The organism is Klebsiella sp. GG_Kp173, assembly GCF_040062415.1.
GTDB lineage: Bacteria > Pseudomonadota > Gammaproteobacteria > Enterobacterales > Enterobacteriaceae > Klebsiella > Klebsiella quasipneumoniae.
Window position 1 is genome coordinate 154,305 of sequence record NZ_JBEAFZ010000021.1, and the last position, 14,270, is coordinate 168,574.

Consider the following 14,270-nt stretch of genomic DNA (forward strand, 5'->3'; position numbering starts at 1 on the left):
GACGCCAGCGGCTTACTGCGCCACCCAGCCGCCGTCCATGTTCCACGCCGCGCCGCGCACCTGGGCGGCGGCGTCGCTGCACAGAAACAGCGCCATTTCGCCCAGTTGCTGCGGGGTGACAAACTCCCCGGAGGGCTGCTTTTCCGCCAGCAGCTGGGCGCTGGCCTGCTCCGGGTCGACCCCCTCGGCGATGCGCTTATCGATCTGCTGCTGCACCAGCGGGGTCAGCACCCAGCCGGGGCAGATGGCGTTGCAGGTGATGCCGCTGCGCGCGGTTTCCAGGGCCACGGTTTTGGTCAGGCCGACTACCGCGTGCTTGGCGGCGACATAGGCCGATTTCTCTTTCGACGCCACCAGGCCATGCACTGAAGCAATGTTGATGATGCGCCCCCAGTTGCGCTGACGCATGCCCGGCAGCGCCAGGCGGGTGGTGTGGAAGACGCTGGAGAGATTGATCGCGATGATGTCGTTCCATTTGTCCACCGGGAACTGCTCCACCGGGGCCACGTGCTGGATGCCGGCGTTATTGATCACGATATCGACGCCGCCGAAGGTGCTTTCGGCATAGCGCATCATCGCCTCGATCTGCCCGACGTCGCGGAGGTCGGCGTCGTGATAGCCGGGGATCTTGCCCAGCGCGGCGACTTCAGCCCGGGCGTGGCTGCTGTCGCCGAAGCCATTGAGCACCAGCTGGGCGCCTGCCTGCGCCAGCACTTTGGCGATCCCTAAGCCGATGCCGCTGGTGGAGCCGGTGACCAGCGCTGTTTTACCGTTTAAATTCATCATATTTCTCCTTCAGTCGGGTCTCAGACAATGCCGGTCACATAGAACGTGGCAATGACAAACAGTACCGCGAGGCTTTTGATCACCGTGATGGCGAAAATGCCGCCGTAGGCCTGGCGATGGCTCAGGCCGGTGATCGCCAGCAGGGTGATCACCGCCCCGTTATGCGGCAGGGTATCCATGCCGCCGCTGGCCATGGCGGCGACGCGGTGCAGGACCTCCAGCGGAATATTGGCGGCGTGGGCGGCGGCGACAAAGGTCTCGGACATCGCCGCCAGGGCGATGCTCATTCCCCCGGAGGCCGAGCCGGTGATCCCGGCCAGCACCGTGACGCTGATCGCCTCGTTTAACAGCGGATTGGGAATAGCCGCGAGGGCTTTCGACAGCACCAGGAAACCCGGCAGGGCGGCGATAACCGCGCCGAAGCCATACTCAGAGGCGGTGTTCATCGCCGCGAGAATAGCCCCGCCCACCGCCGTCCGGCTTCCTTCCGCCAGCCGGCCGCGAATATTGCGGTAGCCGCAGACCAGTACCAGCACAATGCCGGAGAGCAGCGCCGCCTGTACCGCCCAGATGGCGGTGATTTTCCCCACCTCGGTGACCACAGGCTTCGTCAGACCCGGGAGGGTGAGCTCATGGCTGGCGCCGTACCACTGCGGGATCCAGTGGGTAAACAGCAGATTCAGCACCCCCACCAGCAGCAGCGGGGCGATAGCGATCAGCGGATGCGGCAGGTTGATGTCATCCGGGGTCTCCGGCTCATTTTGCAGGTCGGTCCCATAGCCTTCGCCGCTGGCCTGCGCTTTGCGGCGCTGGCGCTCCAGCCACAGCAAACCGAAGAGGATAATGAACAGCGAGCCGATAAGCCCCAGCCACGGGGCCGCCCAGGCGTTGGTGCCGAAGAAGCTGGTGGGAATAATATTCTGGATCTGCGGCGTGCCGGGCAGGGCGTCCATGGTAAACGAGAAGGCCCCGAGGGCGACGGTGGCCGGGATCAGCCGTTTGGGGATCCCGCTCTGGCGAAACAGCTCGGCGGCGAAAGGGTAGACGGCAAAGGCCACCACAAACAGCGACACCCCGCCGTAGGTCAGCAGGGCGCACACCAGCACGATCACCGGGATCGCATGGCGGCGTCCAAGGATGCGGATGGCGGCGGCGACAATCGACCGCGAGAATCCCGACAGCTCAATCAGCTTGCCGAATACCGCGCCCAGCAGAAACACCGGGAAATAAAGCTTCACAAAGCCGACCATTTTTTCCATAAACAGGCCGGTAAAGGCCGGGCCGACCGCGCCCGGGTCGGTGAGCAGCACCGCGCCGAGGGCGGCGATCGGCGCAAAGAGGATCACGCTGTATCCACGGTAGGCTGCCAGCATCAGTAATGCCAGCGCGGCCAGGGCTATTATCACACTCATCACGACGTCTCACTCTCATTGTTATTGTAGGGGTACAGAACGAGATACTAGGGTTTCAGGGCGAAGCGCAGCTGGTGTTCCCGGCGCGACTGGATGCGCTGGCGCCGGGCCTCGTCCCAGCGGTAAAAGCCTTGCCCGCTGCGGGCGCCGGTGTCGCCTCGCGCCACTTTCTCTGCCACCAGCGACATCATCTCGGTGCCGCTGGCCAGCTCCGGCAGCAGGTGCTGGCAGATATCCTGGACCGTCGCCAGGCCGGTCATGTCCGCTGCCTCCAGCGGGCCGACCATCGCATAGCGGCGGCCCAGCGAGGCGCGCATCACCTGGTCCACCACCTCCGGGGACGCGATGCCGCTGTGGACGATATGCAGCGCTTCGCGCAGCAGGGCGAACTGCAGCCGGTTGCCGACAAAGCCCGGCGCGGCGCGGTTGAGCACCACCGCTTCCAGCGCGCAGGCGGCGCAAAAGTCGCTCACCTGGCGCGCCAGATGAGGCAGGGTGGCGCTCCCGGGCACCACTTCCACCAGCGGGATCAGGTGCGGCGGATGCCAGAAATGGGCGATCAGTAGCCGTTCCGGGAGGCGCATGCCCTGCGCCAGCCGATCCGGCGGCAGGCCGCTGGTGTTGCTGGCGATAATCGCCTCGTCGGCGATCAGCGTTTCCAGTTCGGCATACAGGGCGTGCTTCAGCCCCAGCCGTTCGGGGATCGCTTCAATCAGCAGCGTGGCGTCCGCCAGCGCTTGCAGCGCCGGGGTAGGGGTTAAACGGCTCAGCACGGCGTCGCGGTCGGCGGGATCCTGCTGACCGCTCGCCTCCAGCTCGCGCAGGATCGCCCCGGCTACTGTGGGTACCTCGGCGAGACGTTGCGGATCGGTGTCATACAGGCGGACGGCGTGACCGTGACGGGCGAAATGGCAGGCAATGCCGACGCCCATCAGTCCGGCGCCGAGTACCGCCAGGCGTGGTGTAAACATAGTGGCTCCTGTTAACGTTGAAGGGTCATGGCGATGCCCTGTCCGCCGCCGACGCACAGGGTGGCCAGCCCTTTGCTGGCGCCCCGGCGCTGCATCTCATGCACCAGACTGACGAGGATCCGGCAGCCGGAGGCGCCGATGGGATGGCCAAGGGCGATGGCGCCGCCGTTAACGTTGACCTTCTCGCTGTCCCATTCGAGCAGCTGGCCGACGGCCAGCGCCTGGACGGCAAAGGCCTCGTTGGCTTCGATCAGATCCACCTCGTCCAGCGTCCAGCCGGCGCGCTGCAGCGCCTGGCGGCAGGCGCTCACCGGGCCGATGCCCATCACCGACGGGTCGACCCCGGCGACCGCCGCGCTGACAATGCGCGCCAGCACCGGCAGCCCAAGCTCGTGCGCTTTATCGACGCTCATCAGCAGGACCGCCGCAGCGCCGTCGTTCAGCGATGAGGCATTCCCGGCGGTGACGCTGCCGTCAGCCGGGCGAAACGCCGGGCGCAGCTGGGCCAGCTGCTGCTCGCTGGTCTCCGGGCGCGGTTGCTCATCGTCGGTCACGACACGCGGAGGTTTTTTGCCCTGCGGGACGCTGACCGGGACGATCTCCTCGCGAAAGCGTCCGGCGGCGATAGCGGCCGCCGCTTTGCGCTGGGAGCTGGCGGCGAAGGCGTCCTGGCGCTCGCGGCTGATGTCGAAGGCATCGGCGAGGTTCTCGGCGGTGATGCCCATGTGGTAGTCGTTAAAAGCGTCCCACAGGCCGTCCTGGATCATGCTGTCCTGCAGGCTGGCATGGCCGAAACGCAGGCCGTCGCGGGCGCCATTCATCAGATAGGGAGCATTACTCATGCTCTCCTGGCCGCCGGCGATAACGATCTCGGCGTCGCCGCAGCGGATCGCCTGCACCGCCTGCTGAACCGCTTTCAGCCCTGAGCCGCACACCAGATTGACGGTGACCGCTGGAGTGTCCACCGGCAGGCCGGCCCGCAGCGCGGTCTGGCGCGCCGGGTTCTGCCCGCAGCCGGCGGTGAGCACCTGGCCGAAAATCAGTTCATCGACCGCTGCGGCGGGCAGCTGGCAGCGTTCAAGCAAGCTGCGCACCACTGCCGCGCCGAGGTCGACGGCGGAAAGCGGGGCGAAGGCGCCGCGAAAGCTGCCGACCGGGGTGCGTACGGCAGCAACAATGGCAATATCGGTCATGGTCTCTCCTTAGCTGAAGCGCATTTCGCGCACGTCGTCGGCGACGATCAGCCGTCCCGCCGTTTTACGTATCACCTCGTCGGGGCTGACCCCCGGGGCCACTTCGCGCAGGACAAACGCCCCGTCGACAATGTCCAGCAGGGCCAGGTCGGTGAGCACCCGGCGAATGCAGCCCACGCCGGTGAGCGGCAGGGTGCACTGCGGCAGCAGTTTGGATTCACCGTTCTTTGAGGCGTGGGTCATCACCACGATGATGTTCTGCGCGCCGGCCACCAGGTCCATGGCGCCGCCCATCCCCTTGACCATTTTTCCGGGGATCATCCACGAGGCGATATTCCCTGCGACGTCGACCTCAAAGGCGCCAAGAACCGTAAGATCGACGTGGCCGCCGCGGATCATGGCGAACGACTGGGCCGAATCGAAGATCGCCGCCCCGGTTTGCGCGGTGACGGTCTGTTTGCCGGCGTTGATCATGTCGGCGTCGAGAGTTTGCTCATCGGGAAACTCGCCCATCCCCAGCAGGCCGTTCTCCGACTGGAGCATCACTTCAATGCCGGCGGGAATGTAATTGGCCACCAGCGTCGGGATACCGATCCCGAGGTTGACGTAGTCGCCGTCGCGCAGCTCCTGGGCGATGCGCATCGCCATTTGTTCGCGGGTTAACATCTCAGTGCCCTCCGGCGCGCAAGGTGCGCTGTTCAATGCGTTTTTCGAATTGCCCGACGATCAGCCGGTCGACATAGATCCCCGGGGTGTGAATGGCGGAGGGCGGCAGTTCGCCCGGCGGCACAATCTCTTCCACCTCCACCACCGTAATGCGCCCGGCGGTGGCCATCAGCGGGTTGAAATTCTGTGCGGTATGGCGATAAACCACATTGCCGTACCAGTCAGCCTTCCAGCCCTTCACGAGGGCGAAATCGCCGCGAATAGCTTGTTCAAGAATGTAATTTTTACCGTCGAACTGGCGCACCTCTTTGCCTTCGGCGACCGGCGTGCCATAGCCGGTGGCGGTGTAAAAGCCGGGGATCCCGGCGCCGCCGGCGCGGATTTTTTCCGCCAGCGTTCCCTGCGGGGTGAGCTCTACCGCCAGCTCGCCGCTCAGTACCAGCTGTTCAAACAGCGCGTTTTCCCCGACGTAAGAGGCCACTACCTTGCTGACCTGGCGCGACTCCAACAGCATGCCGAGACCGAAGCCATCGACGCCGCAGTTGTTGGAAACCACCGTCAGCCCCTTCACCTGGCGACGCTTCACCTCGGCGATCAAATTCTCGGGTATACCGCACAGGCCGAAGCCGCCGGCGAGCAGCGTCATGCCGTCCGTTAACCCTTCCAGCGCCGCTTCGTAGCTGGCGACGCGTTTATCCAGTCCTGCCATCTTGTCTCTCCTGCCTTGCGATACCCTTATCATTGGCGCGGGCGACTGATTTGATAATTTTGAATTTGTGACTCACTCATTTGGAAATTTAATTAATTTCCTGTTAACTAATTTCTTTCAATTAGTTAACAGGATGAAAAATGAGAATGAGTGTCAAACAGTTACGCGCGTTTTTAGCGGTAGCTCACACTCTCAATTTCGCCCACGCCAGCGAAAGGCTGAATCTGTCGCAGCCAGCGCTCAGCCTGACCATCAAAGGGTTGGAGGAGGCGCTGGGGGGCGCGCTGCTGCAGCGCAGCACCCGCAAAGTGACCCTCACCCAGGAGGGGGAACTCTTTCTGCCGATGGCCCGTCAACTGCTGGCCGACTGGGATAACGTTGAGGAGGCGATGCGCCAGAGCTTTACCCTGCAGCGCGGCAAAATCTCGGTCGCCGCGATGCCGTCGTTCGCCGCCAACGTTCTGCCGGAGGCGCTGAAAGCCTTCCGCGACCGCTATGCCGGGGTGAACGTCACGGTGCATGATGTGATCAATGAGCAGGTAATCGAGATGGTGCGTGAGGGGCGGGTAGAGATGGGCATCGCTTTCGAGCCATCGCCCAACCACAACCTGCTGTTTACCCCGCTGGCGGTGGACCGCTTCGTGGCGATCGTTCCCCGGCAATCGCCGCTGGCGAAGAAAAAAAAGCTCACCTGGCAGGAGCTGTTAACTCTCGACTTTATCACCCTCCAGCGTCCCTCGGCGGTGCGCCTGATGCTGGAGGAGGCGCTGGCGCGCAGCGGGCGTCAGCTGGACGTGGCGCTGGAGAGCCACCAGCTGGTGACGGTGGGGAGGATGGTAGCCAGCGGGCTGGGAGGCAGCGCGGTGCCGGCGCTATGCAAAACGCAGATGACCTCGCTGGGGGCGGTGTGCATTCCGCTCAGCGATCCGCCGATTGAAAAGTGCGTTGGGGCGATCCATGCCGGACATCTGCCGCTGTCGAAGGCGGCGGAAGCGCTGCTGGATACGTTGAAAGGGTATTTACCCACCTGAGGGGGCGTGGGGAAAAAAAACCGGCCCGCAGGCCGGTTTGATAATCAGATTTTGCAGGCGTCGCCGCAATCGTCATCGGCAACGATCGCCTGGGCTTTTTTGTCCGCTTCTTCCAGACGCTCCGCGTTGCGCTCTTCCGCTTCATCCAGGCCGCTGAAGACCAGGTTGTCGAGATCAATTTCCATAAGTTACCTATCGTTGCTGGTTTTGAATCAGCGTGAAGTATAGGGCATAACCGCCTGCGGAGGTAACCGCTCTTCGCGCCGAACGCACAGAGCGTTAAGTCCGCCGGCAGCAGGCAAAAACCACCATAAATAACCGTTGACAGGATGGCGTTAGCTTTAAATATCTTCACCAGAATAATTTCCTGCCTAAATATTAAATGAAAGGACAACGAAGGTGTAATTAAGCATTGACGAATGGCTTTTATGTTAATATGGCCGCGATTATGGATGAATCTATGGATCTTAATCAATGGAACATACTGTTACGGGCGCCATCAAAGAATGGCGTAAACATAATAAAGTGATCGGTCAGGTCAAAATAAGCTATAAAAAATTCTTACGAAAATGCAGAGAGCTCTCGCTCGCAGGAGGTAAATACAGAGAATATCAAGGACTTTGCGCCAAATATCAGTGCGCACGATTGACCGCCGTGACCCAGGGACTGGTGCCTTTCGAGGATAAACCCTTTAAGGCCTATCTTAATAAACGGATGTCAAAACGGCGCAAGCTGGATATTGCCCACGGTTCGCTGAATTTTATCGAGAAAACGTTTCAGCCCGATGTGCTGCCGCAGCTCTATAACGTGGCGGATTTTGGCCGGACGATGTTTGCTATTCCTCTGAAAAATGGCGAAAAGCTTGACGTTAAGCTGTTGGCATCGCCGTTTCAGGAGGAGGGTGAGCTGATGCTGCAGCTGTTTCTCGGCGACCGGCGCGTTTATAGCGTCTGTTTTTCCTGTACCGACGATGGCCGCGCTTATATCGGCGGAATACAGGGCGGGAAAGATATCACCAATGATGAGGTGAAGGTGCTGACCAAAGAGCTGCATGGCGCGCGGCCGAAAAATATCATCATGAGCGTGCTGTATGGTTTCCTGCGTTATTTCGGCATCACTACGGTCTACGCGATCGATTCCGATTACCACGTGAAAAGCGATCTGGTGAAAGCCAGTTATTCATCGCTGTGGCTGGAAATGGGCGGAGAGAAACAGGCTCGCGGCTGGTATAAACTGCCGGCGCAGGAGATCAAAAAAAGTCTTGAAGAGGTAAAAAGTAAACACCGCAGCCAGTTTATTAAGCGCGAAGGTGTCAAAGAGCTGATTCAGCTCGAAATGGCGAACGCTCTGCGGCAAATAACCTTGAATCCGCAGATGAATTAACGCCTTTCCCACGTCAGGCAGGCAGCAGGGGGCTGTTGTCCGCCTGACGATATCCTTTCTTTACTGGCCGCTCTCGCCGATCGGCGGCGACACCGAGTTGGTGAGCAGCGGGGCGCTGCGCCACCACACTATCAGCGCGACCAGCGCGATAACGCTCAGCACGCCGAAGGCGGTAGCAAAAGAGTAGCGCCCGGCGATAGCGCCGGTTAACGCCGGACTCATCGCCGCCCCGGCGCCCTGCATTAGCATCACCACGCTTTGTCCTGCGTTAACGTGCCCGCTGCCGCGCAGCAGCGAGACGATAAAGCTGGGCACCGCCACCCCCAAAATCCCTGCCGCCAGACCATCAAGAATTTGCACCGGGACCATCATCGCCGGGGCGTCGCTGGCGGCCGCCAGCGCCGCGCGGATGGGCATGATCAGCAGCGCCAGCAGAATGCATCGCCAGTAACCATATTTGTCGATGCTGCCGGCGACCCGGATGGCCACCGGGATCATCACCACCTGCGAAATAATCACCGTGGCGGCGGCAAACAGCCCCGGATTGAGGTGTCCCGGCGCGGCGGCGATCCGCATGCTGAGCATCGGCAACAGCGCGGCGTTGGCGAGATGGAACAGCATCAGGGTCACGCCGGCGATCAGCAGCGGCGTATGGCGGAACAGGATGGCAAACCCAGGCACAGCGGGCGTGACGGCCGACTCGAGGCCGCGGGCGGCGTCATCGTCAATATCGCTGCTGCGGATTGCCAGCAGGGCGATCAGGGTAAACAGGGTGGTACAGGCCATCAGGATGAAAATGCCGCCGATGCCCCAGTACCAGGCGATGGCCCCGGCAATCAGCGAAGTGAAGAAATTCCCCGCGTGGTTGAAGGCTTCGTTTTTTCCCATCTGAGCGCTAAAGCCGCGCTGTCGGGTCAGCCCAAGAGTGATCCCGGCGATTAACGGTCCGACAAAGGCCGCGCAGATCCCGCTGGCAACCTGTGTAAGGGCTACCACGCTGGTCTTCTGACTGAACCAGAGCAGGAGGGTGGTCAGGGTGATCGCCAGGCAGACCCCGGCCAACAGCACGCGCTTATGCCGCGTGGTGTCGGTGATGAAGCCGGCGGGCAGGGTCGCCAGCAGGCCGGCCACGCCGCCGACGGTCATCAACAGGCCGATGTCCTCCGCCTGCCAGTGACGCTGGGTGAGAAAGATCCCCAGAAACGGGCCGAGGCCGTCGCGAACGTCGGCGATAAAGAAGCTGGTCAAACATAAAGCCCGCAGTGAACGAAGCGACATTTTCTTCCTTTAGCATGAACGATCCGCGGATCAGCGGCGGACCAGGGCGGTCATGGCGTGCGCCACGAATAATAGCCGGGATCGGACCCGGCAGAGAGCCTCATTCTTTATCGCACCGTTCGATGAAACCAAAATGTCACCCAGTCGTCGGGTAACGTGGCAATGCAACATACCTGCTCGTCGCGGCTTCCGCCAGAGGCCTACGAAAGTTCTGTATCAGGGCAACCGCGCCGCTCTCAGCGTTCGTCTGCCTTAACGATCTGCAGCGCGGCGGGATTCGCCACGCTGCCGCTGGCGGTGACGAACCCGGGATGGACGGCCTCGCCGCTGGCGCTGTCCACCAGCGCAATATGCGGCGTGCTGTGCAGCACCTGCTGGTGGCCCCATTCCATCAGGGCGAACAGCACCAGCGCCAGGCTACGGCTTTTTTCGGTGAGAACATATTCATAGCGCTCGCGAGCCCCCGCTTCCCGATAGGGGACTTTGCGAAGCAAGCCCATTTCGGTCATGGTTTTCAACCGGGTGGTGAGCGTCTGGCGGGTGATATGGGTATGCGCCTGCATCGTTTCAAAGCGCGTCACACCGTAAAACGCCTCGCGGAGGATCAGCAGCACCCAGCGGTCGCCCAGTATTTTGGCTCCTTCCGCCAGGCCGCACAGCTCAGGATCGAGGTAGGGCAATGATTTATTTTTTGACATCATGAGATTGGCCTTCTACTTTGAGTTTGAAATTTAGACTTAGATGCTAAGGAGCATAGCGTGCCATTTGTTAACGTGCAAACCATTAAAGGGATCATGACCGCGGAACAGAAAAGTGAACTGCTGCGGCGGATGACCGATCTGCTGGTGGAGATTGAGGGGCAGGGCGATCCGCAGTTCCGCCAGTCGGTGTGGATCCGCATTGATGAACATGACCCGGAGCAGTGGAGCCTGGGGGGCGTCCAGCCGACGGCCGCGATGATTGCGGCTAAATTCGCCGCGGCGCGGCGCGACTGATCCCCTGAAAAAAGCGGGCTGTGAAGCCCGGCCCGGCGATCTGGCGCAGAAGAGGGCCAGGTCGCCGGGTGATATTGCTATTCACTATGGTGCAAAAGCGTATTTTGCAGCTAAGGTAACGGTCAGGGAACCCAACAAACAGGGCGCGATGCCAGACGACCCGCCTGGCGCCACTCTCAAACTGGTGAAAACAACGGATGTCTAGCGAACAGATGCTGCCGCTGGCGGCGCAGAACAACAATATCATCCGCCTGGCCGTCGCTCAGGCGCTGGCCGGCGCCAACTCGGTGGTGTTCTACGCCACCGGCGCTATCGTCGGCAATACTATCGCCCCCAGCCCGTCGCTGGCCACGCTGCCTATCACGCTGTTTGTGCTGGGGATGGCGGCCTCGATTCTGCCTTTCGGCGCGCTGGCGCGTAAGCGGGGCCGCAAAGCCGCGTTTATGGCCGGTACCGGCGCCGGGGTGGTTACCGGTCTGGCGGCCGCTCTGGCGGTGGTGCTGGGCTCTTTTCTGCTGTTTTGCTTCGCCGCGATGCTTGGCGGCGCCTATGCCGCGGTGGCGCTCAGTTTTCGCTTTGCCGCCACCGACGGCGTCGCTCCGGAACGTCGCGCCCGCGCGCTGTCGCTGGTCATGGGCGGCGGCGTGGCCGCCGGGATCATTGGCCCGATGCTGGTCACCGGCACCATGCACCTCTGGCCGACTCATACCTTCGCCTTCACCTTCCTCGCTCAGGCGCTGGTGGCGGCGCTCGCCGCCATTCTGCTGGCAGGCGTGACGCCAGCAGAGCCCGCGGCGGCCAGCGTTCGCGGAGGGCGGCCGCTGCGCGAGATTGTCCGCCAGCCGGGCTTTACCACCACGGTGTTCAGCGGCGCGGTGGCCTATATGGTAATGAATTTTCTGATGACCGCCGCGCCGCTCTCCATGCATATGCACGGCCTTTCCCAGCAGGCCGCCAACCTCGGGATCCAGTGGCATGTGATGGCGATGTACGGTCCGGGATTTGTCACCGGCCGGCTGATCCAGCGCTTCGGCGCAGCGCGCATGGCGGCGGCGGGATTGCTGATCACCGGCGCCTCGGTGGCGGTCGGTCTCAGCGGCGTCGGGGTGTATCATTACTGGCTGTCGCTGATTTTGCTCGGCATCGGCTGGAACTTTGGCTTCACCGGCGCCTCGGCGAAAATCATCGATTTCCACCGCCCGGAAGAGAAGACCCAGGTTCAGTCACTCAACGATTTTCTGGTCTTCGGCGTGATGATCGTGGGTTCGTTTTCGTCCGGCGTTCTGCTCAACGCCTTCGGCTGGAACGCGGTGCTGTGGGGATCCCTGGCGCCGGTGGGGCTGGCGCTGTTCACCCTGCTGCTGCGCCCGTTATCGCCGCCCCGCGCTTAGCGCCTGGCCTGCCGCTGCGCGGGCCCTCGTTTTGTGCTTTTTAGCTATGCATTGCTGAAATTCATCTTAACCTGCGCGCGAATGAACGTCACACACGCTACATGCTGTAGTAATCTCTACATCATGACAATGCATCTCTTGATCCTTAACCTGACGACGTCTCAAGCCACGCTGCGCATGCGTGTCTGGCGAACCCTGAAGCAGAGCGGGGCGGCGGTCCTGCGCGACGGGGTCTATCTGCTGCCCGACATGCGCCAGGGCTATGACATTTTCCTCAGCACCTGCCAGGCGATCCGCGCGGAGGGCGGGGCCGGGTATGTGTTTACGATTGAGTCGGCGGAAGAGGAGGCGCTCAGGCCGCTATTCGATCGTCGCGAACAGTATGATGCGCTGTTGCAGGATCTGCTGGTGCTGCAGGGGGCGTTATCCGCCGACGGACTGGCGGCTCAGCTCAAACAGCTGCGTAAAATTCAGCGTGACTACCAGCGGATCGCGGCTATCGATTTTTTCCCGGGGGCCGCCCGGGAGCAGGCCGCTGAGCGACTGGCCACCCTCGAGCAAGCGATTAATCAGCGGCTATCGCCGGACGAGCCGCAGGCGGTTGCGGGCGAACTGAGCCTTCTGGATAGAGAGGACTTTCGCGGCCGTTTGTGGGCCACCCGCCGACGACCGTGGGTCGATCGTCTGGCCAGCGCCTGGCTAATTCAGCGCTTTATCGACCCTGAGGCGCGATTCCTGTGGCTGGCCGCGCCTGAGGACTGTCCGGCGACGGCGGTTGGTTTTGATTATGACGGAGCGCCGTTCAGCCATGTTGGCACGCGGGTGACCTTCGAAGTTCTGGTCCGGCGCTTTGCTCTGGAGGCCGCTATCCCCGACGCTCTGGGCCGGCTGATCCACTTCCTGGACGTCGGTGGGGTATCCACCCCGGAGGCGGCGGGGGTGGAAAGCATTCTTGCAGGGCTGCGGGAAACCATTACGGACGATGACCAACTGCTGGCGGCAGCCTGCTCGCTGTTCGACGGCTTACTGAAGTCCTGTGAAATGAGGTCTGGTAATCATGAGCAAAACGGTCGTTCTTCCGCAGACTGACAGCCCTTCCATCGTCGCTTCCGTCTCCTTCTGGCAGGCATTTCGCTTCTGGCTGAAGCTCGGCTTTATCAGCTTCGGCGGGCCTGCCGGGCAGATCGCCATGATGCACCAGGAGCTGGTGGATAACCGACGCTGGATCTCGGAAGGGCGATTCCTGCACGCGCTCAACTTTTGTATGGTCCTGCCGGGCCCGGAGGCCCAGCAGCTGGCGACCTATATCGGCTGGCTGATGCATAAAACCTGGGGAGGCATCATCGCCGGGGTGCTGTTTATTTTGCCCTCGCTGGTGTTGCTCATCGCGCTGGCGTGGATCTACCTCGTCTGGGGAGATGTCGCGGTGGTGGCGGGAATTTTTTATGGCATCAAACCCGCCGTGGCGGCGATCGTGCTGCAGGCGGCGCACCGCATCGGCTCGCGGGCGCTGAAAAATGGCGCCTACTGGGCCATTGCCGCCGCAGCCTTTGTCGCTATTTTTGCGCTGAACGTACCTTTTCCGCTGATCGTCCTGACCGCGGCGATCGTCGGGTTTATCGGCGGACGGGTGGCACCGGCGACCTTCGGCAAAGCCGACGCCCATCGCGCGCAGAGTCAGCCGGGCGGGGCAGCCATTATTGATGACGCGACGCCGATTCCAGCCCACGCTCTGTTCAGCTGGCGGCGCACTGCCCGGGTGCTGATCGCCGGGATACTGCTGTGGCTGGTGCCGATGGCCACCCTGGCGCTAATGCTGGGCTGGGCACACCCGCTGACCCAGATGAGCTGGTTCTTTACCAAAGCCGCGTTGATGACTTTCGGCGGGGCGTATGCCGTCTTGCCTTACGTTTACCAGGGGGCGGTGACCCACTATGGCTGGCTGAGCGCAGGGCAGATGATGGACGGCCTCGCCCTGGGGGAATCCACCCCCGGACCGTTGATCATGGTGGTGACCTTTGTCGGGTTTGTCGGCGGCTACACCAAAGCGGTGTTGGGCGTTGATGATGTGCTGCTGGGGGGCATCGCGGCGGCGTGCCTGGTGACATGGTTTACCTTTTTACCCTCGTTTATCTTTATTCTCGCCGGCGGGCCGTTTATTGAAACCACGCATAATAAAATGGGATTTACCGCGCCGTTGACCGCCATTACCGCCGCGGTGGTGGGCGTTATCCTGAATCTGGCACTGTTTTTTATCTGGCATAGCGTCTGGGGACCATCCGGTTTCGACCCATGGTCTGCGGCCATTGCTCTCGCCGCCGCCGGGCTGCTGTTTCGCTATAAGTGGAAGCTGACCTGGGTACTGGCCGCCGCCGCCGCGGTAGGGCTTATCGTCCATATGGCGGGACTGTCCGGCGCAGGGTGAGGTCGGCTTCGGGCTGAAAAGGCGGGAGGC

The 14,270-nt window shown here is 62.1% G+C and carries 15 protein-coding genes; 6 read left to right on the forward strand and 9 right to left on the reverse strand.

Translation table 11 applies throughout. The features are described 5' to 3' along the window. Positions 1 to 12: 12 nt before the first annotated feature. From ABLU50_RS12075 to ABLU50_RS12100, 6 genes are read right to left on the reverse strand one after another with little or no spacing between them, the layout of a single operon-like run. The gene (locus ABLU50_RS12075; protein WP_004202988.1) at positions 13 to 783 is read right to left on the reverse strand and encodes a 3-hydroxybutyrate dehydrogenase; all 771 of its coding nucleotides are present in this window, start codon (positions 781 to 783) and stop codon (positions 13 to 15) included. A gap of 23 nt (positions 784 to 806) precedes the next feature. Beyond that, entirely contained in the window at positions 807 to 2,201 is a 1,395-nt protein-coding gene (locus ABLU50_RS12080) for a GntP family permease (protein ID WP_217490474.1), read from the reverse strand. Positions 2,202 to 2,245: 44 nt separating this feature from the next. Continuing rightward, positions 2,246 to 3,169: a 3-hydroxyacyl-CoA dehydrogenase family protein gene (locus ABLU50_RS12085; RefSeq protein ID WP_087832985.1), complete on the reverse strand. Its 924-nt coding sequence runs from the start codon at positions 3,167 to 3,169 to the stop codon at positions 2,246 to 2,248. 11 nt (positions 3,170 to 3,180) lie between these two features. Beyond that, on the reverse strand, positions 3,181 to 4,362 hold the full coding sequence (locus ABLU50_RS12090) for an acetyl-CoA C-acetyltransferase (protein WP_017899572.1): 1,182 nt from the start codon (positions 4,360 to 4,362) through the stop codon (positions 3,181 to 3,183). A gap of 9 nt (positions 4,363 to 4,371) precedes the next feature. Then, positions 4,372 to 5,028 (reverse strand): CoA transferase subunit B, encoded by a 657-nt coding sequence (locus ABLU50_RS12095; RefSeq protein ID WP_087832986.1) that lies wholly within the window; start codon positions 5,026 to 5,028, stop codon positions 4,372 to 4,374. 1 nt (position 5,029) lies between these two features. Then, the gene (locus ABLU50_RS12100) at positions 5,030 to 5,737 is read right to left on the reverse strand and encodes a CoA transferase subunit A (protein WP_004202983.1); all 708 of its coding nucleotides are present in this window, start codon (positions 5,735 to 5,737) and stop codon (positions 5,030 to 5,032) included. A gap of 140 nt (positions 5,738 to 5,877) precedes the next feature. Here ABLU50_RS12100 and ABLU50_RS12105 point away from each other — a divergent pair, with 140 nt between their 5' ends. After that, complete coding sequence (locus ABLU50_RS12105) at positions 5,878 to 6,768, forward strand: LysR family transcriptional regulator (protein WP_176391546.1); 891 nt, start codon at positions 5,878 to 5,880, stop codon at positions 6,766 to 6,768. A 44-nt stretch (positions 6,769 to 6,812) separates the two neighbouring features. On the opposite strand, the gene ABLU50_RS12110 is transcribed toward ABLU50_RS12105, so the two are convergent. Then, positions 6,813 to 6,953: a hypothetical protein gene (locus ABLU50_RS12110; RefSeq protein WP_002908189.1), complete on the reverse strand. Its 141-nt coding sequence runs from the start codon at positions 6,951 to 6,953 to the stop codon at positions 6,813 to 6,815. A 289-nt stretch (positions 6,954 to 7,242) separates the two neighbouring features. On the opposite strand from ABLU50_RS12110, the gene ABLU50_RS12115 reads away from it, so the two are divergent. After that, positions 7,243 to 8,151, forward strand: a complete 909-nt coding sequence (locus ABLU50_RS12115) for a DUF535 family protein (RefSeq protein WP_004202981.1) — start codon at positions 7,243 to 7,245, stop codon at positions 8,149 to 8,151. 60 nt (positions 8,152 to 8,211) lie between these two features. Here ABLU50_RS12115 and ABLU50_RS12120 read toward each other — a convergent pair whose 3' ends face one another. Both ABLU50_RS12120 and ABLU50_RS12125 read right to left on the reverse strand, forming a co-directional pair. After that, entirely contained in the window at positions 8,212 to 9,429 is a 1,218-nt protein-coding gene (locus ABLU50_RS12120) for an MFS transporter (protein ID WP_087832988.1), read from the reverse strand. Between the two features lie 236 nt (positions 9,430 to 9,665). Then, positions 9,666 to 10,127 (reverse strand): helix-turn-helix domain-containing protein, encoded by a 462-nt coding sequence (locus ABLU50_RS12125; RefSeq protein ID WP_032456203.1) that lies wholly within the window; start codon positions 10,125 to 10,127, stop codon positions 9,666 to 9,668. Positions 10,128 to 10,187: 60 nt separating this feature from the next. Here ABLU50_RS12125 and ABLU50_RS12130 point away from each other — a divergent pair, with 60 nt between their 5' ends. The 4 genes from ABLU50_RS12130 (at position 10,188) to chrA (ending at position 14,240) form a co-directional block, all read left to right on the forward strand. Continuing rightward, on the forward strand, positions 10,188 to 10,424 hold the full coding sequence (locus ABLU50_RS12130) for a tautomerase family protein (protein ID WP_004202976.1): 237 nt from the start codon (positions 10,188 to 10,190) through the stop codon (positions 10,422 to 10,424). Between the two features lie 197 nt (positions 10,425 to 10,621). Next, complete coding sequence (locus ABLU50_RS12135; protein ID WP_227665584.1) at positions 10,622 to 11,815, forward strand: MFS transporter; 1,194 nt, start codon at positions 10,622 to 10,624, stop codon at positions 11,813 to 11,815. A gap of 129 nt (positions 11,816 to 11,944) precedes the next feature. Further along, a complete protein-coding gene (locus tag ABLU50_RS12140) occupies positions 11,945 to 12,904 on the forward strand; it encodes a chromate resistance protein ChrB domain-containing protein (protein WP_087832989.1) in 960 nt (319 codons plus the stop codon). Then, positions 12,873 to 14,240, forward strand: coding sequence for a chromate efflux transporter (chrA, locus tag ABLU50_RS12145; RefSeq protein ID WP_087832990.1), 1,368 nt, complete (start codon positions 12,873 to 12,875; stop codon positions 14,238 to 14,240). The genes ABLU50_RS12140 and chrA overlap by 32 nt, the downstream gene beginning before the upstream one ends. Positions 14,241 to 14,270: the final 30 nt, after the last annotated feature.

Coding starts and splice junctions, on each gene's coding strand:
- ABLU50_RS12120 (WP_087832988.1), bottom strand. CDS start 9,429: ATGTCGCTTCGTTCACTGCGGGCTTTATGTTTGACCAGCTTCTTTATC.
- ABLU50_RS12110 (WP_002908189.1), bottom strand. CDS start 6,953: ATGGAAATTGATCTCGACAACCTGGTCTTCAGCGGCCTGGATGAAGCG.
- ABLU50_RS12095 (WP_087832986.1), bottom strand. CDS start 5,028: ATGTTAACCCGCGAACAAATGGCGATGCGCATCGCCCAGGAGCTGCGC.
- ABLU50_RS12140 (WP_087832989.1), top strand. CDS start 11,945: ATGCATCTCTTGATCCTTAACCTGACGACGTCTCAAGCCACGCTGCGC.
- ABLU50_RS12105 (WP_176391546.1), top strand. CDS start 5,878: ATGAGAATGAGTGTCAAACAGTTACGCGCGTTTTTAGCGGTAGCTCAC.
- ABLU50_RS12125 (WP_032456203.1), bottom strand. CDS start 10,127: ATGTCAAAAAATAAATCATTGCCCTACCTCGATCCTGAGCTGTGCGGC.
- ABLU50_RS12090 (WP_017899572.1), bottom strand. CDS start 4,362: ATGACCGATATTGCCATTGTTGCTGCCGTACGCACCCCGGTCGGCAGC.
- ABLU50_RS12100 (WP_004202983.1), bottom strand. CDS start 5,737: ATGGCAGGACTGGATAAACGCGTCGCCAGCTACGAAGCGGCGCTGGAA.
- ABLU50_RS12115 (WP_004202981.1), top strand. CDS start 7,243: ATGGAACATACTGTTACGGGCGCCATCAAAGAATGGCGTAAACATAAT.
- ABLU50_RS12085 (WP_087832985.1), bottom strand. CDS start 3,169: ATGTTTACACCACGCCTGGCGGTACTCGGCGCCGGACTGATGGGCGTC.
- chrA (WP_087832990.1), top strand. CDS start 12,873: ATGAGCAAAACGGTCGTTCTTCCGCAGACTGACAGCCCTTCCATCGTC.
- ABLU50_RS12075 (WP_004202988.1), bottom strand. CDS start 783: ATGAATTTAAACGGTAAAACAGCGCTGGTCACCGGCTCCACCAGCGGC.
- ABLU50_RS12135 (WP_227665584.1), top strand. CDS start 10,622: ATGTCTAGCGAACAGATGCTGCCGCTGGCGGCGCAGAACAACAATATC.